This is a genomic window from Streptomyces sp. CB02400 (genome assembly GCF_001905725.1).
In the GTDB taxonomy this organism is placed as follows: domain Bacteria; phylum Actinomycetota; class Actinomycetes; order Streptomycetales; family Streptomycetaceae; genus Streptomyces; species Streptomyces atrovirens.
Genome location: NZ_LIWB01000013.1, coordinates 227,728 through 246,314, shown reverse-complemented (window position 1 = coordinate 246,314; position 18,587 = coordinate 227,728). Strand labels below are relative to the sequence as shown.

Annotated in this window: 20 protein-coding genes and 1 pseudogene; 12 read left to right on the top strand and 9 right to left on the bottom strand. The window is 69.5% G+C overall.

The features are described 5' to 3' along the window. Positions 1-556 (bottom strand): serine/threonine-protein kinase (locus tag AMK33_RS28255; RefSeq protein ID WP_443030932.1); only part of this gene is annotated, 556 nt, incomplete at its 3' end. 43 nt (positions 557-599) lie between these two features. Between AMK33_RS28255 and AMK33_RS44770 the strand changes: the two are divergent. Further along, positions 600-1,376: pseudogene (locus AMK33_RS44770) on the top strand (hypothetical protein); the annotation flags it as partial. 191 nt (positions 1,377-1,567) lie between these two features. On the opposite strand, the gene AMK33_RS28245 reads toward AMK33_RS44770, so the two are convergent. Beyond that, a complete protein-coding gene (locus tag AMK33_RS28245) occupies positions 1,568-1,765 on the bottom strand; it encodes a DUF397 domain-containing protein (RefSeq protein ID WP_073935809.1) in 198 nt (65 codons plus the stop codon). Further along, entirely contained in the window at positions 1,725-2,573 is an 849-nt protein-coding gene (locus AMK33_RS28240; protein WP_073935786.1) for a helix-turn-helix domain-containing protein, read from the bottom strand. The genes AMK33_RS28245 and AMK33_RS28240 overlap by 41 nt, the downstream gene beginning before the upstream one ends. 143 nt (positions 2,574-2,716) lie before the next feature. Here AMK33_RS28240 and AMK33_RS28235 point away from each other — a divergent pair, with 143 nt between their 5' ends. Both AMK33_RS28235 and AMK33_RS28230 read left to right on the top strand, forming a co-directional pair. Then, a complete protein-coding gene (locus AMK33_RS28235) occupies positions 2,717-3,106 on the top strand; it encodes an ATP-binding protein (protein WP_073935810.1) in 390 nt (129 codons plus the stop codon). A 123-nt stretch (positions 3,107-3,229) separates the two neighbouring features. Further along, positions 3,230-3,472 (top strand): hypothetical protein, encoded by a 243-nt coding sequence (locus tag AMK33_RS28230; protein ID WP_073935785.1) that lies wholly within the window; start codon positions 3,230-3,232, stop codon positions 3,470-3,472. Positions 3,473-3,556: 84 nt separating this feature from the next. Here the strand turns inward: AMK33_RS28230 and AMK33_RS28225 are convergent, their stop codons facing one another. Both AMK33_RS28225 and AMK33_RS28220 read right to left on the bottom strand, forming a co-directional pair. Beyond that, entirely contained in the window at positions 3,557-4,378 is an 822-nt protein-coding gene (locus AMK33_RS28225) for a serine hydrolase domain-containing protein (RefSeq protein WP_073935784.1), read from the bottom strand. An 18-nt stretch (positions 4,379-4,396) separates the two neighbouring features. Beyond that, entirely contained in the window at positions 4,397-4,867 is a 471-nt protein-coding gene (locus tag AMK33_RS28220; RefSeq protein ID WP_073935783.1) for a GNAT family N-acetyltransferase, read from the bottom strand. A 96-nt stretch (positions 4,868-4,963) separates the two neighbouring features. Here AMK33_RS28220 and AMK33_RS28215 point away from each other — a divergent pair, with 96 nt between their 5' ends. Then, positions 4,964-5,437, top strand: a complete 474-nt coding sequence (locus AMK33_RS28215) for a MerR family transcriptional regulator (protein WP_073935782.1) — start codon at positions 4,964-4,966, stop codon at positions 5,435-5,437. Then, positions 5,434-6,450 (top strand): aldo/keto reductase, encoded by a 1,017-nt coding sequence (locus tag AMK33_RS28210; RefSeq protein WP_073935781.1) that lies wholly within the window; start codon positions 5,434-5,436, stop codon positions 6,448-6,450. The genes AMK33_RS28215 and AMK33_RS28210 overlap by 4 nt, the downstream gene beginning before the upstream one ends. A 103-nt stretch (positions 6,451-6,553) precedes the next feature. On the opposite strand, the gene AMK33_RS28205 is transcribed toward AMK33_RS28210, so the two are convergent. The 3 genes from AMK33_RS28205 to AMK33_RS28195 all read right to left on the bottom strand — a co-directional run bounded on the left by AMK33_RS28205 (position 6,554) and on the right by AMK33_RS28195 (position 9,430). Continuing rightward, entirely contained in the window at positions 6,554-7,402 is an 849-nt protein-coding gene (locus AMK33_RS28205; protein WP_073935780.1) for a DUF4429 domain-containing protein, read from the bottom strand. Positions 7,403-7,468: 66 nt separating this feature from the next. Beyond that, entirely contained in the window at positions 7,469-8,686 is a 1,218-nt protein-coding gene (locus tag AMK33_RS28200; protein ID WP_073935779.1) for an alpha/beta hydrolase, read from the bottom strand. A 54-nt stretch (positions 8,687-8,740) separates the two neighbouring features. Beyond that, a complete protein-coding gene (locus tag AMK33_RS28195) occupies positions 8,741-9,430 on the bottom strand; it encodes a TetR family transcriptional regulator (RefSeq protein ID WP_073935778.1) in 690 nt (229 codons plus the stop codon). 111 nt (positions 9,431-9,541) lie between these two features. Here AMK33_RS28195 and AMK33_RS28190 point away from each other — a divergent pair, with 111 nt between their 5' ends. Together AMK33_RS28190 and AMK33_RS28185 are read left to right on the top strand one after the other, a co-directional pair. Continuing rightward, a complete protein-coding gene (locus AMK33_RS28190) occupies positions 9,542-11,161 on the top strand; it encodes an MFS transporter (RefSeq protein ID WP_073935777.1) in 1,620 nt (539 codons plus the stop codon). A gap of 54 nt (positions 11,162-11,215) precedes the next feature. Continuing rightward, entirely contained in the window at positions 11,216-11,524 is a 309-nt protein-coding gene (locus AMK33_RS28185) for a small hydrophobic protein (RefSeq protein ID WP_073935776.1), read from the top strand. A 219-nt stretch (positions 11,525-11,743) separates the two neighbouring features. Here the strand turns inward: AMK33_RS28185 and aceE are convergent, their stop codons facing one another. Beyond that, positions 11,744-14,491, bottom strand: coding sequence for a pyruvate dehydrogenase (acetyl-transferring), homodimeric type (gene aceE, locus AMK33_RS28180; protein WP_073935775.1), 2,748 nt, complete (start codon positions 14,489-14,491; stop codon positions 11,744-11,746). Positions 14,492-14,896: 405 nt separating this feature from the next. Between aceE and AMK33_RS28175 the strand changes: the two genes are divergently transcribed. The 5 genes from AMK33_RS28175 (at position 14,897) to AMK33_RS28155 (ending at position 18,540) form a co-directional block, all read left to right on the top strand. Further along, positions 14,897-15,334 carry a DUF3052 domain-containing protein gene (locus tag AMK33_RS28175; RefSeq protein ID WP_030218400.1) on the top strand — a complete coding sequence of 146 codons (438 nt, stop codon included), beginning with the start codon at positions 14,897-14,899 and terminating at the stop codon, positions 15,332-15,334. Positions 15,335-15,443: 109 nt separating this feature from the next. Further along, the gene (locus AMK33_RS28170) at positions 15,444-15,902 is read left to right on the top strand and encodes a peroxiredoxin (protein WP_073935808.1); all 459 of its coding nucleotides are present in this window, start codon (positions 15,444-15,446) and stop codon (positions 15,900-15,902) included. Positions 15,903-16,063: 161 nt separating this feature from the next. Beyond that, a complete protein-coding gene (locus AMK33_RS28165) occupies positions 16,064-16,639 on the top strand; it encodes a calcium homeostasis/redox stress adaptation protein (RefSeq protein ID WP_073935773.1) in 576 nt (191 codons plus the stop codon). Positions 16,640-16,775: 136 nt separating this feature from the next. After that, positions 16,776-17,351 (top strand): TerD family protein, encoded by a 576-nt coding sequence (locus AMK33_RS28160; protein ID WP_073935772.1) that lies wholly within the window; start codon positions 16,776-16,778, stop codon positions 17,349-17,351. Positions 17,352-17,400: 49 nt separating this feature from the next. Continuing rightward, on the top strand, positions 17,401-18,540 hold the full coding sequence (locus AMK33_RS28155; protein WP_073935771.1) for a DUF475 domain-containing protein: 1,140 nt from the start codon (positions 17,401-17,403) through the stop codon (positions 18,538-18,540). Positions 18,541-18,587 lie beyond the last annotated feature (47 nt).

Below are 18,587 nucleotides of genomic sequence, written 5' to 3'. Positions count from 1 at the left end.
GACCGCGAAGAAGATAACGGGGGCCGATGACCACGCCCGTGTGAGTGAGCGCGGTGCTCGCGCCCGAGCTCTCCAGGGCCTTGGAGATGCCGAAGTCGATGACGCGGGGGCCGGTGTCCGTCAGCAGGATGTTGGAGGGCTTCAGGTCCCGGTGGACCAGGTTCAGCGCGTGGATGGAGACCAGCGCCTCCGCCAGCCCGGCGCCGAGGTCGCGTACCTCGGCCGCCGAAAGCGGGCCGCCGTCGGCGATCCTGCTGTGCAGTGAAGGCCCGGGGATGTACTCGCTCGCGATCCACGGCTCGGGGGCCTCCGGATCCGCGTCCACCACCGCGGCGGTCCAGTAGCCGCCGACCTTCATCGCCGACTCGACCTCGCGGCGGAAGCGCCCACGGAACCCGGGGTCGTCGGCGATGTCGTTCCTGACCACCTTGACCGCGACCCTGCGGCCCGACGGGGACCGGCCGAGATAGACACGCCCCATTCCGCCACTGCCGAGCCTGCCGAGGAGCCGGTAGGGCCCGACCTCCCGGGGATCGCCCGGTACCAGTTCGTCCAACACTGCGTCCCTCCCCGTTCGTTGAGCCCCGAGCATATTCATCGGCGTCGTACAGAGCCTGAACACCGCGTCGGGCGTCCGCCATGTGGAACGCAACGCGGGCGACCGCCCTCTCCCCTTCCTCCAGATGTGGCCGGCGCCGCTGGAACCCGGCGGCGACCCGCGCTACGAGGTCGTCCCCGGCACAGCGGACTCCACTTCGTACGCCCTCCCGGAGGCGGGCGCGATGCTCCACGTACGCCGGCTGACGGCGGGGGAGCGGACGGCCGTACCCGATGTCGCGTACGTGTACGCCCATGTCGTCCGGGGCCGTCTCCGCCTGGACGGCGAGGAACCGGGACCGGGCGACGCGGCCCGTCTCGCGGACGCGAAGGACGTCAAGGCCGTCGCCTTCGGGCTCGGCCGCTACTCCGGTCTGGAGCACCTCGACCACGGCGAGAAGGTGCTGGAGATCAGGGAGATGCCGGCCGCCTGGCTGCTGCTGAGCAGCTACCGGCACATCGAGAGCGCCTGCCTGGACGCCGAACTGATCCGGGAGAAAAGGCACTTGGAGCAGGTGTGGGTGCGCGAGGCCCTGGAGGGCCGCTGGTTCGGCGAACTGCGGCTGACCGTCCAGTCCTTCGTGGATGCCTGCGCGGCGCGCACCACCGGCTCCGTGACCTGGCGGCTGCGCAACGGAGGGGCCGACACCCGTGCCGTCACCGTGCCCTCTCCGCTGTACCTGCGTGACCGCGAGGCCTGGGAGAACCGGGCGATCGCCGCGAAGTCGGCCCCGTTCGCCCGCGCCGCACGTACCGAAGCACTGCTCACCGCCGTCTGACCCGTACCGCCGACGCCGTCACCCGTTCCTTCTTCCGACTCAGGAGCATTCCGATGACCACTGCCGTCTCCCACCCCGCCGTCGACGCCACCCGGGCCCTCGCCGGCCCCGGCGGCCACCTGATGCCTTCCGCCGCCCTGTCCGCGCTCGCCGGAACCGCATCGAGCCGTGCCGGCGATCCGATGCGCGGACTACCGCAGGCCGTCGACGAACGCCTGCCAGGCATCGGCACCGACGGTGACGACCGGGCCGGAGGGGTTCTTGCTGTCGCGGACGGGGACGGCGCCGGTGGGGCACCCGTCGGCGACCTCGACGCAGTCGCCGCCGGTGTTCCCGCTGTAACTGGACTTACGCCACTGGGTGTTCCTCAAGCTGGGAGCCGTGTCCATAGCGTTCCTCCATCACCCGCATGATCAGTTCCGCCGAATCCTCCACGGAGAGGGCGGCAGCCTGCAAGCGAGCGTAACGGAGAGCGGCTTCCCTGATGGTCTCCGGATTGGCCGTCATGTGGCCGGAGATGATGTCCTCCGTGTAGACGATGTCCGGGTTGTCGTCGAAGCGTAGGAAGTTGAACGAACCAGCGAGACTGGCGTGAGCCCCCGCCTTGTTCGGCAGCACCTGCACATGCATCCACCGGTGACCGGCGAACTCCAACAGCCGGGCCAGTTGCCGCCGCATGACCTCGGTGCCGCCGATCGGCCGGTGCAGTACCGCCTCGTCCAGCACCACCCAGGTCAGCGGCGGCTGCTCGCGCTCCAGGATGCGCTGGCGTTCCATCCGGGCGGCCAACAGGCCTTCCAGGTCGTCCGGCATGCCAGTAGCCAGCACCGCCCGCGCGTACTCCTCCGTCTGTAACAGTCCGTAGACCAACTGCGCCTGATACGTCGAGATGTACGACGCCTTCGCCTCCATCTCCGCGTACGGCTGGAACCACGTGGGGAGTTGGCTGCGCAGCACCAGGCCGATGAGGCGGGAGAACAGCCCGTCCGTGCCGAGGGCCGCGTCCACGCGTTCGGAGAAGTCGCGGGTCGGGACCTTCTTCGTGGTCTCGATCTGGCCGATCAGCGAGCCCGTGCAGAAGATGATCTCGCCGAGCTGGCCCTGTTTGAGGCCGTGCGCCTCACGCTGGCGGCGCAGTTCCCAGCCGTAGTAGTCGAGCGGGGAAGCGGTGGGGTCGAGCGACTGGATGTTGACCACGGCGGCACCTCACTTCAACGCCTCACGGCGTTTGTCTCGTTCCGTAGTCAAGCGTATGCGGAGAGTCGCATGATTATGACGTGAATCACGTAACCGATCCGCAGGCGGCGGACATCCGCACCGAGTACCACGCCGAGTTCGTCATGGGGGAGCACTCGGCCCGGCATCTGCGGCGCATCCTGCGGCTGTACCTCGTCGGCTCGGGGCTGGCCGAGGTGACCGACGCCGCCGAGCTGGCGCTCACCGAGCTGGTCGCCAACGTCGTACGGCATGTCCCCGGCCGCCGCTGCCGTATCCGTTTCCTGCTCCGGCCCGGCGGAGTGCGGGTTGAAGTCGCGGACGACCGCCCGGAGTTGCCCGCGCGAGCCGTCGGCAGTGGGCTCGGCGAGAGCGGGCGCGGACTGGTGATCGTGGACGCGGTCACCGACCGGTGGGGTGTCGCCGTCCGCCCCGACGGGCGGGGCAAGACGGTGTGGTTCGAGTGCCTGGGACGGTGTCGGGCGGTGCCCGTCGAGGCCGAGGCCGGACCCTGAGTCACCGGACCCCTGCGCGCCTTGAACCATCGTCGTGGCTCCGCCGTTGTATCTCCTGTTCAGCCGCACAGGGTGCCGATGTCCTGCGTCGCAGGGTCCGGTTCCATCCACGAGGAGAGACGTATGAAGTCGTGGCGTTCCCGTATCGCCGCTGCCGCGATCGGTACCGCGCTGGTCACCGTTCCGCTGACCGCGGCCCCGGCATCCGCCGCCGACACCAACCCCTGGGGCTACGTAGCGATCTCTGGATGGAGGGACAAACTCGCGTGCGTGGACGACGGGCAGTACGCCCTCGCCCACGGGTACGTGAACTACTACTGCGACTGGGACGACCCGTACTGGGTCCTGTGGGCCCTCCCCGCGTAGGACCAGCCGCCGACGGGCGGGTGACCGGAACGGGGAGCCGGGACCGGCCGGTGGTCGTGGGGGCCGCCGGCCGGTGCGCGGTGCTCAGCCGCGCAGTTCCGCCAGCACCGCGTCGGTGAACGGCGGCCACGCCTCGACCGCCCAGGGACCGAAGGCGCGGTCGGCGAGGGCCGCGCACGCCACGCCCGCGTCGGGGTCGATCCACAGGAACGTACCCGACTGGCCGAAGTGGCCGAAGGTGCGCGGCGAGGACGACGCTCCCGTCCAGTGCGGGGACTTGGAGTTCCGGATCTCGAAGCCGAGGCCCCAGTCGTTGGGGTTCTGGTGACCGTAGCCCGGCAGGACGCCCTTCGTCCCCGGGTACTGGACCGTCATCGCCGCGGCGACCGTGCGCGGGTCGAGCAGGCGCGGCGCCTGCACCTCGGCCGCGAACCGCAGCAGGTCGTCCACCGTGGAGACGGCGTCCTTCGCCGGGGAGCCCTCCAGCGATGTCGACGTCATCCCCAGCGGCTCCAGCACCGCCTGCCGCAGGTACTCCGCGAACGGGATCTCCGTCGCCTTCGCGACATGGTCGCCGAGCTGCTCGAAACCGGCGTTGGAGTACAGGCGCCGCTCACCCGGTGCCGAGGTCACCTTGTGCTCGTCGAAGGCGAGCCCCGAGGTGTGCGCGAGCAGGTGCCGGACCGTCGAGCCCTCAGGGCCCGCCGGTTCGTCCAGCTCGATCGCGCCCTCCTCGTACGCCACGAGCACCGCGTAGGCGGCGAGCGGCTTGGTGACCGAGGCCAGCGGGAAGCGGTGCCCGGCGGGGCCGTGCGTGCCCAGGACGGTGCCGTCCGCCCGTACGACACCCGCCGCGGCGGTGGGAACCGGCCAGTTCTCGATCAACGCGAGGCTCTTCAGCGACATGCCGTCGAGCCTAAGCGTTCAGAGGGACAGCTCCAGCAAGGGGTCCGGCCTGGGCCTGAAGCCCAGCGCGACGTACAGCGGCTCCGCCTGCGCGGACGCGGTGAGGCGGACCCGCCGGGCGCCGTGCTCGCGGAACCACTCCAGCAGCGCCTCCATGCACCCGCGCGCGTAGCCGCGGCGGCGGGCGTCCGGATCGGTGGCGACGCTGAAGACGTAGCCGTCGGTGCCGTGCGGATTGCGCGCGCCGCCGATGCGGTACTCCAGCGAGCCGGCCACCAGCGCCGCCAGCGCGCCCGGCCGCTCCGGGTGGTCCACGACGAACGCCACGAAGGTGCCGTCCGGCTCGGACAGCCTGCCGCGCAGCACGGGCAGCGACTCGGCGTGCCAGGCCGTGGACGGGTCGGACAGGGGCATCGAGTCGATCATCACCTGGCGCAGACGCAGTACTTCCTCCGCGTCCTCGGGTGTCGCACGGCGTACAGAGGTCATGACCGTACGCTAATCAGCCACCCGCCTCCGCGTCCCGTCCGTTTCTCACCTTCGTCGCTTGCTTGGAGTGCACTCCAGGGTTCTAGCGTGGGGGCCATGACGGTGACGGAGACGGAGACCACCACGGGGACCGGCGCGGACACCTGCGCCGGGCCGCCGCAGGGGGATCGGCGGCCGGACGGCGCGGACAAGTACACGATCAGCGAGGTCGTCGCCCTCACCGGGCTGACGGCGCACACCCTGCGCTGGTACGAGCGCATCGGGCTGATGCCGCACATCGACCGGTCCCACACCGGCCAGCGGCGCTACAGCAACCGCGACCTCGACTGGCTCGCCCTCGTCGGCAAGCTCCGCCTGACCGGGATGCCGGTCGCGGACATGGTGCGCTACGCGGAACTGGTCCGCGAAGGCGATCACACGTACACCGAGCGTTTCGAACTGTTGAAGCAGACCCGCGAGGACGTACTGTCCCGGATCGCCGAACTCCAGGGCACGCTCGCCGTGCTCGACCGGAAGATCGGTTTCTACGCGGACGCCGGGCGTGCCCTGGCGTCGGAGAGGGCACGATGACCAACGGCAGGATCGGTACGGCGGCACTGGGCGAGGGCGGCCCCGAGGTGGGCGTGCAGGGCCTCGGCTGCATGGGCATGAGCTTCGCGTACGGGCCCACGGACGCGGACGCCTCCCGGGCGACCCTGGAGCGGGCCCTGGAACTCGGCGTCACGCTGTACGACACGGCGGACGCGTACGGCGCGGGGGAGAACGAGCGGTTCCTCGCCCCGTTCTTCACGGCGCACCGGGACGAGGTGGTCGTCGCCACCAAGTTCGCCCTGTCGATCCCGCCGGACGACCCGACCCGGCGGGTCATCCGCAACGACGCGCCGTACATCCGCGAGGCCGTCGAGGCGAGCCTGAAGCGCCTGGACGTCGACGTGATCGACCTCTACTACATGCACCGGCGCGATGTGAACGTGCCGATCGAGGAGACCGTCGGCGTCATGGCCGAGCTGGTGCGCGAGGGCAAGATCAAGCAGCTCGGCCTGAGCGAGGTCACGGCCGGCGAACTGCGCGCCGCGCACGGGGTGCACCCGATCGCCGCCGTGCAGTCGGAGTGGTCGCTGTTCAGCCGGGACATCGAGGCGAGGGTCGTACCGGCCGCGCGTGAACTGGGCGTGACCCTGGTCCCGTACTCCCCGCTCGGCCGCGGCTTCCTGACCGGCTCCTTCGCCGACGCCGACCAGGACCTGACGGCCGACGACTTCCGCCGCCAGATGCCCCGCTTCACGGGCGCCAACGCGGCGGCCAACGCGGCGCTGCTGGACCCGATCCGCACCGTCGCCGAGGCCCACGACGCCACCCCCGGCCAGATCGCCCTGGCCTGGGTCCACCAGCAGTCGGAGATCCACAACCTCCCGGTCGTCCCCATCCCGGGCACCCGCAAGCCGACGAGGGTGGAGGAGAACACATCGGCGGCCCACATCACCCTGACGCAGGAGGAACTGGCCCTACTGGAGCCCATCGCCAAGAAGGTGGCAGGCACCCGCTACAAGGACATGGCGTTCACGTCCGCAGGGCGGGAATAGTCGCGGGCAGTCGTGCCGCTGGGGCGGCACGGGTGGGCGCGACGGCACCCCCGTCAGCGCCGGGCCGCGCGACCCACCCCCGCGAACCCGCGCCCCGGGCGCCTCACAACTCCGCGAGCAGCTCAGCCTTCTTCACGGAGAACTCCTCGTCCGTCACCAGCCCCGCCTGATGCAACTCCCCGAGATGCCGGATCCGCTCGGCGATGTCCGCGGGATCACGGCGTGCCCGCGCCGTGGATACCGCCGGCACCGGCGCACAGTTCCGCACCGCGGCCAACACGGCCGCCGCGAACGGCAACGACTCGTGCACGGGCCCGTACCCCAGCCCGAACACCACGGCGGCCGGATCCTGATCGGCCTGCGCCGGCGGAGCCCCCGCATCCCGCCGCAGCAACCGCAGATGCCCCTCGAACACCTCCGGCGACCGCCACTCCACCCCGCTCAGCTCACCCACCGGGAACCGCTGGTCCCCGGCCTTCCACTTCGCCGACGACGCCCCCGTCCAGAACCACCGGAACGCCACCGCGCTGCCGTCGAAGGTCGCCTTCCCGTCGTACGCCTTGAACTGCAGCGGCACCTCGGGCGCGGCCACCAGATGGCGTTCGGCGGGCCCGGACTCGGTGAGCTGTGCGCGCAGTTCGTCGGCGTAGTACTCGGCGAGCGTCTCGCGTTCGGCGGGCAGCACCAGCCGGTAGGGGTCGCCGCTCTCCTTCAACTGCCCGGCGGCGGCCTCCATCAGCGGATCGGCACCGGGCCGGAGCTCGATCCGCAGGACCACCGTCCCGCGCTTCCCGGGCGCGAGGCTCACCCCCTCGACCGCCTCCAGCGGAACACGCCGCTCCCCGAGCGCCTGGAACAGCTTGGGTGTTCGAATCCCCCGTTCGTAACGGATGAGCACGGAGTCGGACTCGAACTCCCAGGCGGCATGAAATCCGGCCAGTACGTCACCCATGCGGCTCATCGTATGCGGCACGAGCTTCTCCGTCCCTTCCCCACGCATACCGCAGTATCTCCGCCTCTACGCGCGTCCGGTAGTGGTCGTACCGGACAAACCCGTCCGGCAGAGGTCGTCCTCGCCCGCACAGGACACCGCGCGGTATGCGCCAACACCGATCTCGGCGAAGTTCCGCAGACTGTCCGTGCCCGGTACGAAGTAGCCGGCGTGGCCCTCGGCCTCCCGTGCCGACAGCACCCGCGCACCGAATTCCGCCGTCACCGGGTCGGCCCCGTGGCCCAGACCGCCGAGCTCCAGGTACGGCACGTCCTGGATCCAGTCGTCGGCGTCCCGCATCGCCCACACCCGGGCGGTGGTGCGCAGCTGGGAGGCGTTCTCGACGCGCATGCCGGGGCTGCCGGCCACCGCGATGTCGGCCACCCGCTCCGGCAGACTGCGCGCGGCGATCCCGCACACCACGGAGCCGTAGCTGTGGCAGAACAGCGAGACCGGGGCGATCCCGGGCAGTCCGCGCACCAGCGCGTCCAGCCGCACCGCGCCGTCCTCGGCGCGCATCGCCGTGGCCGCGTCCATGCCGAGCCCGCGGGGGGCGGTGTAGTCGGCCCAGGCGATCACGGCCGTACGGGTCGTGGGGTCGGCGGCGCGCTCCGCCGCGTACAGGGACTTCGCCATGCCGACGGGGGCCGAGTACGCGCGGCCCGTGCGCTGGAAGGTGAGCAGGTCGGTGTCGACGCCGGGGACGACGACCGAGACCCGCTCGGCCCTGCGCAGGTCACCGAAGACCTCGGCGACCCGGCCGGAGCCCGACGGGTCGAAGGCGAGGATGTGCCGGCCGGGGCGCATCAGTGCCTCGAAGCGGTCCATCCGGCGTGCCGCCTGCCGCTGGCCCGAGGCGGTGAGACGGCTGTCGTGCACGCGTTCGAGTTCGACCTTGCGGGCCTGCCCCAGCGCGATGCGGTTGGCGTGGTAGCGCAGTTGGACCGGTGCGCCGTTCATGTTGCCGACCGCGAGCGGATAGCGGCGGGCGAGGCTCGCGCGCTGCCCCACGGTGAGGGAGGCGAAGAACCGGACCAGCCGTGCGGGCGCAGCCTGAGGGTCCGGCAGCCGGTGGCCGGCTATCCGGCCGTGTTCCCACGCGCTGAGCGATGCCTGGAGCGGGGCGGGGTGGCGCTGATGGCGCAGCGCCGTCCAGCCCGTGGTCGCCAGCATCACGAAAACGACGGCGAGCGCGAGCAGCATGCGCCAGACGTTCAGTTGCGGGGAGGTGTCGAAGGAAGTCACTGAAAGGACACACTAGGAGAACGGGAGAGTCTCGCGTGACCCAAGTGACTGGGATCACGTTTCGTTGTGCCGGTTCAGGGCTGGATTCGTGCGCCAGTTCCCCGCGAGTGCCGGTCCCACGTGGTCCAGACAGGTCGTCATCAGGTCCCGCATGGCCGACGCGCTGAAGTCGTCCCCGGCGGACCAGCGCCGCTCCGCCACCCGGATCACCCCGCCGAACGCGGCCACCAGGATCCTCGGCCGGGGGTCGGCGTCCACGTCGAGTCCCTCGCGCTCGGCGATGATGCGCGCCAGCTCCTCCTCCAGCTCCGTGGCGCGCCGCAGATGGGCGGCGAGCAGGGCGGGCGTCGACTCGATCACCCGGTAGACGCGCATGTGCAGTTCCAGGGGGACGAGCTGTTCGACGGCCTCGTTGATGCCGTCCCAGCTGTCCAGCACGGCCCGGCGCAGCACCTCCAGCGGCGCCTCGCCCGGCGGGCGTTCGCGTACGGCCTCGACGACGTGCGACTCCGCGAGCCGGGAGACGAAGAACGCCACCTCCTCCTTGCTCGCGAAGTAGCGGAAGAAGGTGCGCTGCGAGACGTCGACGGCCGCGGCGATGTCGTCGACGGTCGTCCTCTCGTACCCGCGCGTGGCGATCAGCTCCAGCGCGGCCCGGACCAGCGCGTCCCGTGTGCGCTGCTTCTTGCGCTCTCTCAGACCCGGCCGCGGCAGCGCACCCACGGCGGTCCCGACCGTCTCCATTGCTCCTCCTCGAACTGTTTCCCCAGTTCAGGCTATACGCAGATGTCCTGTCAGTGACCGACTAGTGAAATGGTTTGTCAACTGTCAGTGACTGACATTAGTGTCGAACGTATGACTAGTCAGACCACCATCGACAAGACGGGATCGGGGGACGGGCCCCCGTCCGCCCCGTCGGGCACGACGCCGGGCAAGGGGCTGCGGGGGCACCCCTGGTTCACCCTCGTGACCGTTGCCGTGGGGGTCATGATGGTGGCCCTGGACGGCACCATCGTGGCCATCGCGAACCCGGCCATCGCCGCGGACCTCGGAGCCACCTGGTCCGATCTCCAGTGGATCACCAACGCCTACTTCCTCGCCCTCGCGGTCTCCCTGATCACCGCGGGCAAGCTCGGCGACCGCTTCGGCCACCGGCAGACCTTCCTCATCGGTGTGGCCGGTTTCGCCGCGTCCTCGGCTGCCATCGGGCTGTCCGAGGGCATCACGATGGTCATCACCTTCCGTGTCTTCCAGGGGCTGTTCGGCGCGTTGCTGATGCCGGCCGCGCTCGGCCTGCTGCGGGCCACCTTCCCGGCCGAGAAGCTCAACATGGCCATCGGTATCTGGGGCATGGTCATCGGTGCCTCCACTGCGGGCGGCCCGATCCTCGGCGGTGTCCTCGTCGAGCACGTCAACTGGGAGTCGGTCTTCTTCATCAACGTGCCGGTCGGCGTTCTCGCCGTCGCCCTCGGCGTGTGGATCCTGCTCGACCACCGTGCCGAGAACGCACCGCGCTCCTTCGACATCCTCGGCATCCTCCTGCTGTCCGCCGCGATGTTCTGCCTCGTCTGGGCCCTGATCAAGGCGCCCGAGTGGGGCTGGGGCGGCACCTGGACCGTGACGTTCATCTCCGTCGCGATCGGCCTCTTCGTGGCCTTCGCGGGCTGGCAGACGCGGGTGCGGGAGCCGCTGATCCCGCTGGCGCTGTTCCGGTCCGTCCCGCTGTCCGCGGGTGTCGTGCTGATGGTGCTGATGGCCATCGCCTTCATGGGCGGCCTGTTCTTCGTCACCTTCTACCTGCAGAACGTGCACGGCATGAGCCCGATCGACGCCGGTCTGCACCTGCTCCCGCTCACCGGCATGATGATCGTCGGCTCGCCGCTGGCCGGAGTGATGATCACCAAGGTGGGCCCGCGCATCCCGCTCGCCGGCGGCATGGCGTTCACCGCGCTCGCCATGTACGGCATGTCGACGCTGGAGACGGACACCGGCAGCGCCGTGATGTCGCTCTGGTTCGCCCTGCTGGGTCTCGGCCTCGCCCCCGTCATGGTCGGCGCCACCGAGGTCATCGTCGGCAACGCGCCGCTCGAGCTCTCCGGTGTCGCCGGTGGTCTCCAGCAGGCCGCCATGCAGATCGGCGGCAGCCTCGGTACGGCCGTGCTGGGAGCGGTGATGGCCTCCAAGGTCGACAGCGACCTCCCCGGCAACTGGAAGGAGGCCGGTCTTCAGCCGCTCAGCGGGGACCAGATCGAAGCGACCGCCGAGGCCGTCCAGTTCGGCGTCGCGCCGGTGTCCCCGGAGATGCCGCCGGAGATCGCCCAGAAGATCACCGAGGTGTCCCACGACACCTTCATGTCCGGCATGGGCCTGGCGTCCCTCACGGCCGCCGGAGTCGCCGTGGTGGCGATCTTCGTCGCCTTCCTCACCAAGCGCGGTGAGAACGCGGAGGCGGGCGCGGGCGTCGGCCACATCTGAATTCACCGCGGAAGCGGGGGTACCCGCCATATCAGCCAACCCTTCAGGGAGTTGATGATGGCGAGCTTCGGACACGGAACGCGCAGGCACCCCCGCACACGTGGCCGGACGTGGTCACGGTCCGGGCCGGATCGCGCGACGCTCGGGATCGTCGGAGTCATCTGCGCGGTCGCCGGTTTCTTCGTGCTGGGGATCGTCCTCGGCCCGGTGGCGATCGTCTGCGGCTGGCTCGCCATGGGCCGCAGCTGGACGGGACCCCGTCCGGTACCGGCCCTGGTCGCCCTCGTCCTGGGCGCCATCGACACGCTCCTGGCCGTCATCTTCCTGGCCGGAGCGACCACGTCGGGCTACTCGGTGTTCTGACGTGGCACCACATGGGTGAGCCCCCGGCAAGCCGCCGGGGGCTCACCCATGTCACCCCGCAGCTGCGGGCAGTCGTGCCTCCCCAGTGCCTCAAGGGCCTGGGAGGCACCCCCAGGCGGCACGGGTGGGCGCAGCGGCACTGCCGCGCCACGCGCCCCCGCCACGCGCCCCGCGCGACCGCGCACCCGCGCAGCCCCCTTCGCCGCGCCCCGCGGAGCGTTACGCGTCGCCCCCCGCCACCCCGGGATCGGCCGCAGCCACGTCCAGCAACTGATACCTATCGATCGCCTGCTTCAGCACCGACCGATCCACATGCCCCTCCCGCGCCAGCTCCGTCAGCACCGCCACCACGATCGACTGCGCGTCGATGTGGAAGAACCTCCGCGCCGCCCCCCGCGTGTCCGCGAACCCGAACCCGTCCGCGCCCAGCGACTGGTACGTCCCCGGTACCCAGCGCGCGATCTGGTCCGGCACCGACCGCATCCAGTCGGACACCGCCACCACCGGCCCCTGCGCCGCCGCCAGCTTCCGCGTCACGTACGGGGTGCGCTGCTCCTCCTCCGGGTGCAGCAGGTTGTGCCGCTCGCAGTCCACCGCCTCGCGCCGCAGCTCGTTCCAGGAGGTCGCCGACCAGACGTCCGCCTTGACGTTCCACTCCTCGGCGAGGATCTTCTGCGCCTCGATCGCCCACGGCAGTGCCACCCCGGACGCCAGGATCTGCGCCGGGAGCGAGCCCGCCGTGCCCTCGCTGAAGCGGTAGAGGCCCTTGACGATGCCCTCCGCGTCGACGTTCTCGGGCTCGGCGGGGTGCTGGATCGGCTCGTTGTACACCGTCAGGTAGTAGAAGACGTCCTCGCCGTGCGGGTGCTCCTCGTCGGAGCCGTACATCCGGCGCAGCCCGTCCTGGACGATGTGCGCGATCTCGAACCCGAACGCCGGGTCGTACGCGACACACGCCGGGTTCGTGGACGCCAGCAGCTGCGAGTGGCCGTCCGCGTGCTGGAGACCCTCACCGGTCAGCGTCGTACGCCCCGCGGTCGCACCCAGTACGAAACCGCGCGCCATCTGGTCGGCCATCTGCCAGAACTGGTCACCGGTGCGCTGGAAACCGAACATCGAGTAGAAGACGTACACCGGGATGAGCGGCTCGCCGTGCGTGGCGTACGCCGATCCCGCCGCGATCAGCGAGGCCGTGCAGCCGGCCTCGGAGATGCCGTCGTGCAGCATCTGGCCGTTGGGCGCCTCCTTGTAGGCGAGCAGCAGCTCCCGGTCCACCGACTCGTACTGCTGGCCGAGCGGGTTGTAGATCTTCGCGCTCGGGAAGAACGAGTCCATGCCGAACGTGCGGTACTCGTCCGGCGCGATCAGCACGAACCGCTTGCCGAGCTCCTTGTCCCGCATGAGGTCCTTGAGGAGACGGACGAAGGCCATGGTCGTCGCGATGGACTGCTGGCCCGAGCCCTTCTTCACGGTCGCGTACGTCTTGTCCTCGGGCAGCCGCAGCGGCTTCGACCGCACCACCCGCGTCGGCACGTACCCGCCGAGCGACTTGCGGCGGTCGTGCATGTACTGCATCTCCTCCGTGTCCGGCCCCGGGTGGTAGTAGGGCGGCAGACCGGACTCGAGGTCCTTGTCGGAGATCGGCAGGTGCAGCCGGTCCCGGAAGTGCTTGAGGTCGTCGACCGTCAGCTTCTTCATCTGGTGCGTGGCGTTGCGGCCCTCGAAGTTCGGGCCCAGCGTCCAGCCCTTGACCGTCTTCGCGAGGATCACCGTCGGCTGGCCCTTGTGCTCGGCCGCCGCCTTGTACGCCGCGTAGATCTTGCGGTGGTCGTGGCCGCCGCGCCCCAGGTGCAGGATCTGGTCGTCGGTCATGCCCTCGACCATCGCGCGCAGCCGGTGGTCGTCGCCGAAGAAGTGGTCGCGGATGTACGCGCCCGACTCGGTGGCGTACGTCTGGAACTGGCCGTCCGGTGTGATGTTCATCTTGTTGACCAGCACACCGTCGCGGTCCTGCGCCAGCAGCGGGTCCCAGGTGCGGTCCCAGATCAGCTTGATCACGTTCCAGCCGGCGCCCCGGAAGACCGACTCCAGCTCCTGGATGATCTTGCCGTTGCCACGCACCGGGCCGTCGAGCCGCTGCAGGTTGCAGTTGACGACGAAGGTCAGGTTGTCCAGGCCCTCACGCGCGGCGAGGGTGAGCTGGCCCAGCGACTCCGGCTCGTCCATCTCGCCGTCGCCGAGGAACGCCCACACGCGCGAGCGCGAGGTGTCGGCGATGCCGCGCGCGTGCATGTAGCGGTTCATCCGCGCCTGGTAGATCGCGCCGATCGGGCCGAGGCCCATCGACACGGTCGGGAACTCCCAGAAGTCCGGCATCAGCCGCGGGTGCGGATACGACGACAGGGTGTACGGCGCCTTCGACTTCTCCTGGCGGAAGCCGTCCAGGTGCTGCTCGCTCAGCCGGTCCAGCAGGTACGCGCGGGCGTAGATGCCGGGGGAGGCGTGCCCCTGGAAGAAGACCTGGTCGCCGCCGTCGCCCTCGTCCTTGCCGCGGAAGAAGTGGTTGAAGCCCACGTCGTACAGCGACGCGGAGGAGGCGAAGGTGGCGATGTGGCCGCCGACCCCGATGCCCGGCCGCTGCGCGCGGGAGACCATCACCGCGGCGTTCCAGCGGGTGGCGTTGAGGATCTTGCGCTCGATCTCCTCGTTGCCCGGGAAGAACGGCTCGGCGCGGGTCGGGATCGTGTTGACGTAGTCCGTGCTGCGCATCTCGGGCACGGCCACGCGCTTCTCGCGGGCACGTTCGATCAGTCGCAGCATCAGGTAGCGGGCCCGCTCCCGGCCGCGCTCGTCGACCGCGGCGTCGAGGGAGTCGAGCCACTCCTGGGTTTCCTCGGGATCGAAGTCAGGAACCTGACTCGGAAGGCCGCCAATGATGATCGGGTTGCGATCGGATGCGGAAGCCACGCTGTTCCTTACCTGTCAGAGGGCCGTGAGACGGGCCGCCGTTTTCACCGGTACGGCCCGGATTGCGCCGCTCCCCATGGTCCACCTCGGGGCCGTCGGCGTCATCTCTACCGGGAGGTAATCCGCAGTCGCGACCAGTACGGTGTGCATGGGGCTCGTCCATTCGAGTCTTCGTACACGTAGACGGTTCCCAAAGGGCCAAACGGGGCACAAAGGTGTGGTGTGTGTCACTTCGGGCCATGATGGTGTGCCTGGAGTTGCGGTGACCCGGCCAGGATCGTCACCGTTTCGGCGGTCTGTACGGCCGGGTACTTGCGCGATCCGTCCCGCCCGTGTGGACTACGGCCAATGCTTCGCGCACGCGCGTGGCTGAGTTATTCCCAAGACATGATCAGGAGGCAACCCGTGAGCGCGACCGCGGACCACGCGGAGGAGCGGACGAACCCTGCCGCCAGGCTGGGGTTCCAGCCCGGGCAGGTGGTCCAGGAGATCGGCTACGACGACGACGTCGACCAGGAGCTCCGCGAGGCCATCGAGGGCGTCATCGAGAGCGACCTTGTCGATGAGGACTACGACGACGTGGCTGACGCCGTTGTGCTGTGGTTCCGCGACGACGACGGCGACCTGACGGATGCGCTGGTGGATGCCACCACGTACATCGAAGAGGGCGGGGCGATCCTGCTCCTCACGCCGAAGACAGGCCGTTCGGGCTACGTGGAGCCGAGCGACATCTCGGAGGCGGCCACCACGGCGGGCCTGACGGCGGCCAAGAGCGTCAGTGTGGGCAAGGACTGGAGCGGCAGCCGGCTGGCGACGCCGAAGGCGGCCAAGTCCAAGCGGTGAACCACCCCCGGACGGGCCGGTCGCGTCACGCGTCGGCCCGTCCGTCGGCCTGTCGTGCTCCCTGCGTAGGGTGGTCGGAGCGAACCACCACGAAGGGATGAACACGACGATGGCGATCCAGGTCGGCGACAAGGCCCCCGACTTCGAACTCAAGGACAACCACGGGGCGACCGTGAAGCTGTCCGACTTCCGCGGGCGGAAGAACGTGGTGGTGCTCTTCTACCCGTTCGCCTTCACCGGCGTGTGCACCGGTGAGCTGTGCGAGGTCCGCGACCGGTTGCCGCAGTTCTCCGACCGCGACACCCAGGTGCTCGCCGTCTCCAACGACTCCATCCACACCCTGCGCGTCTTCGCCGAGCAGGAGGGCCTGGAGTACCCCCTGCTCAGCGACTTCTGGCCGCACGGCGACGTCTCGCGCGCGTACGGCGTCTTCGACGAGGACAAGGGGTGCGCGGTGCGCGGGACGTTCATCATCGACAAGGAGGGTGTCGTGCGCTGGACCGTCGTCAACGCCCTGCCGGACGCCCGTGACCTGAACGAGTACGTCAAGGCGCTCGACACCCTGTAGTCACGTCAAGGCGCTCGACACCCGTGGATCCGGCCCGACACCCTGTGATTCTTCGGCCGCGGGGCCTGCGGCGGCCGGGAACCCGTCACTAGGATCGACTCGTTGATCCGACATCCAACGCACTACGGGGCACCCCGCCCCAGGACACCAATGGAGGACTCGTGGGAGTCAGCCTCAGCAAGGGCGGCAACGTATCGCTGACCAAGGAGGCGCCGGGCCTGACCGCGGTCATCGTCGGTCTGGGGTGGGACATCCGCACCACGACCGGTACCGACTTCGACCTCGATGCCAGCGCCCTGCTGCTGAACAGCGGCGGCAAGGTCGCCAGTGACGCGCACTTCATCTTCTTCAACAACCTGAAGAGCCCGGACGGCTCGGTCGAGCACACCGGTGACAACCTCACCGGTGAGGGCGAGGGCGACGACGAGCAGATCAAGATCAACCTCGCCGGGGTCCCCGCCGACATCGAGAAGATCGTCTTCCCGGTCTCCATCTACGACGCCGAGAACCGCCAGCAGTCCTTCGGCCAGGTGCGCAACGCGTTCATCCGCGTCGTCAACCAGGCCGGCGAGGCCGAGATCGCCCGTTACGACCTGAGCGAGGACGCCTCCACCGAGACCGCCATGGTCTTCGGTGAGCTGTACCGGCACGGCGCGGAGTGGAAGTTCCGCGCCATCGGCCAGGGCTACGCCTCGGGCCTGCGCGGCATCGCGCAGGACTTCGGTGTGAACGTCTGAGAGGCCCAGTAGGGCGGCCACGCCCGAGCCCGGCCGCCTTCCGCGGCCACACCGCCAGGCGCCGCACGGTTTACGTGCGGCGCCGGACGCGCAGGACCACCTGAGAAACATCACCACCCGGGGAGGGACCAGCATCATGGGCGTCACGCTTGCCAAAGGGGGCAACGTCTCCCTGTCCAAGGCCGCACCCAACCTCACGCAGGTCATGATCGGGCTCGGCTGGGACGCGCGCTCCACCACCGGAGCCGACTTCGACCTCGACGCCAGCGCGCTGATGTGCAGCGGCGGCCGGGTCATGGGGGACGAGTGGTTCGTCTTCTACAACCAGCTCAAGAGCCCGGACGGCTCGGTGGAGCACACCGGTGACAACCTCACCGGTGAGGGCGACGGGGACGACGAGTCCCTGCTGGTCGACCTCCCCAAGGTGCCGGCTCAGTGCGACAAGATCGTCTTTCCGGTCTCCATCCACATGGCCGACGAGCGCGGCCAGACCTTCGGCCAGGTCAGCAATGCCTTCATCCGCGTGGTGAACCAGGCGGACGGTCAGGAACTCGCCCGTTACGACCTGAGCGAGGACGCGTCCACCGAAACCGCGATGATCTTCGGCGAGCTCTACCGCTACCAGGGTGAGTGGAAGTTCCGTGCGGTGGGGCAGGGGTACGCGTCGGGGTTGCGGGGCATCGCTCTAGACTTCGGAGTCAACGTTTCGTAAAGCCGATCACGGCAGCGGGGGAGACCCGTTAACACACCTGGGGTAGCCAGTGGTTCTGAAAACCTTCGGCTGGTCGTTCGCGGTCACCGCGCTCGGCCTGGTCGCAGCGATCCTCTTCGGGGGGTGGACCGCCTTCGGAATCGTGGCGATCCTCTCGATCCTCGAGATCTCGCTGTCCTTCGACAACGCGGTGGTCAACGCCGGCATCCTGAAGAAGATGAATGCCTTCTGGCAGAAGATCTTCCTCACCATCGGCATTCTGATCGCCGTTTTCGGCATGCGGCTGGTCTTCCCCGTCGTCATCGTCGCCGTCAGCGCCCAGCTCGGCCCGATCGAGGCGGTCGATCTCGCGCTCAGCGACAAGGACCGTTACCAGGAACTCGTCACCGACGCCCACCCGGCGATCGCCGCGTTCGGTGGCATGTTCCTGCTGATGATCTTCCTGGACTTCATCTTCGAGGACCGGGACATCAAGTGGCTGGGCTGGCTGGAGCGCCCGCTGGCCAAGCTGGGCAAGGTCGACATGCTGTCGGTCTGCATCGCCCTGGTCATCCTGCTGATCTCCGCCATGACCTTCGCCACCCACGCCCACCAGCACGGCGGCGCCCACGTGGACAAGGCCGAGACGGTCCTGCTGTCCGGCATCGCGGGCCTGATCACCTACATGATCGTGGGCGGGCTGTCCGGCTTCTTCGAGGACAAGCTCGAAGAGGAGGAGGAGCACGAGCACGAGGAGGAGGAGAAGGCCGCGCGGGAGGGCAAGCCCCGCACGGTGGTGGCCATGGCCGGCAAGGCCGCGTTCTTCATGTTCCTCTACCTGGAGGTCCTGGACGCGTCGTTCTCCTTCGACGGCGTGATCGGCGCCTTCGCCATCACCAACGACATCGTCCTGATGGCCCTCGGCCTGGGCATCGGCGCCATGTACGTGCGGTCCCTGACCGTGTACCTGGTCCGCCAGGGCACCCTGGACGAGTACGTCTACCTGGAGCACGGCGCGCACTACGCCATCGGCGCCCTGGCGCTGATCCTGCTCGTCACCATCCAGTACGAGATCCACGAGCTCATCACCGGCTCCATCGGCGTCATCCTGATCGGCTGGTCCTTCTTGTCCTCCGTACGCCGCAACAAGCGGCTCGCGGAAGCCGAGGGAAACGCCGGCGACAAGACTGAGGTCACCTCCGGGGTGTGACAGCCCTTCGGGTGAGGAACGCTCTCGACGGGGCGGCACCGAGGACC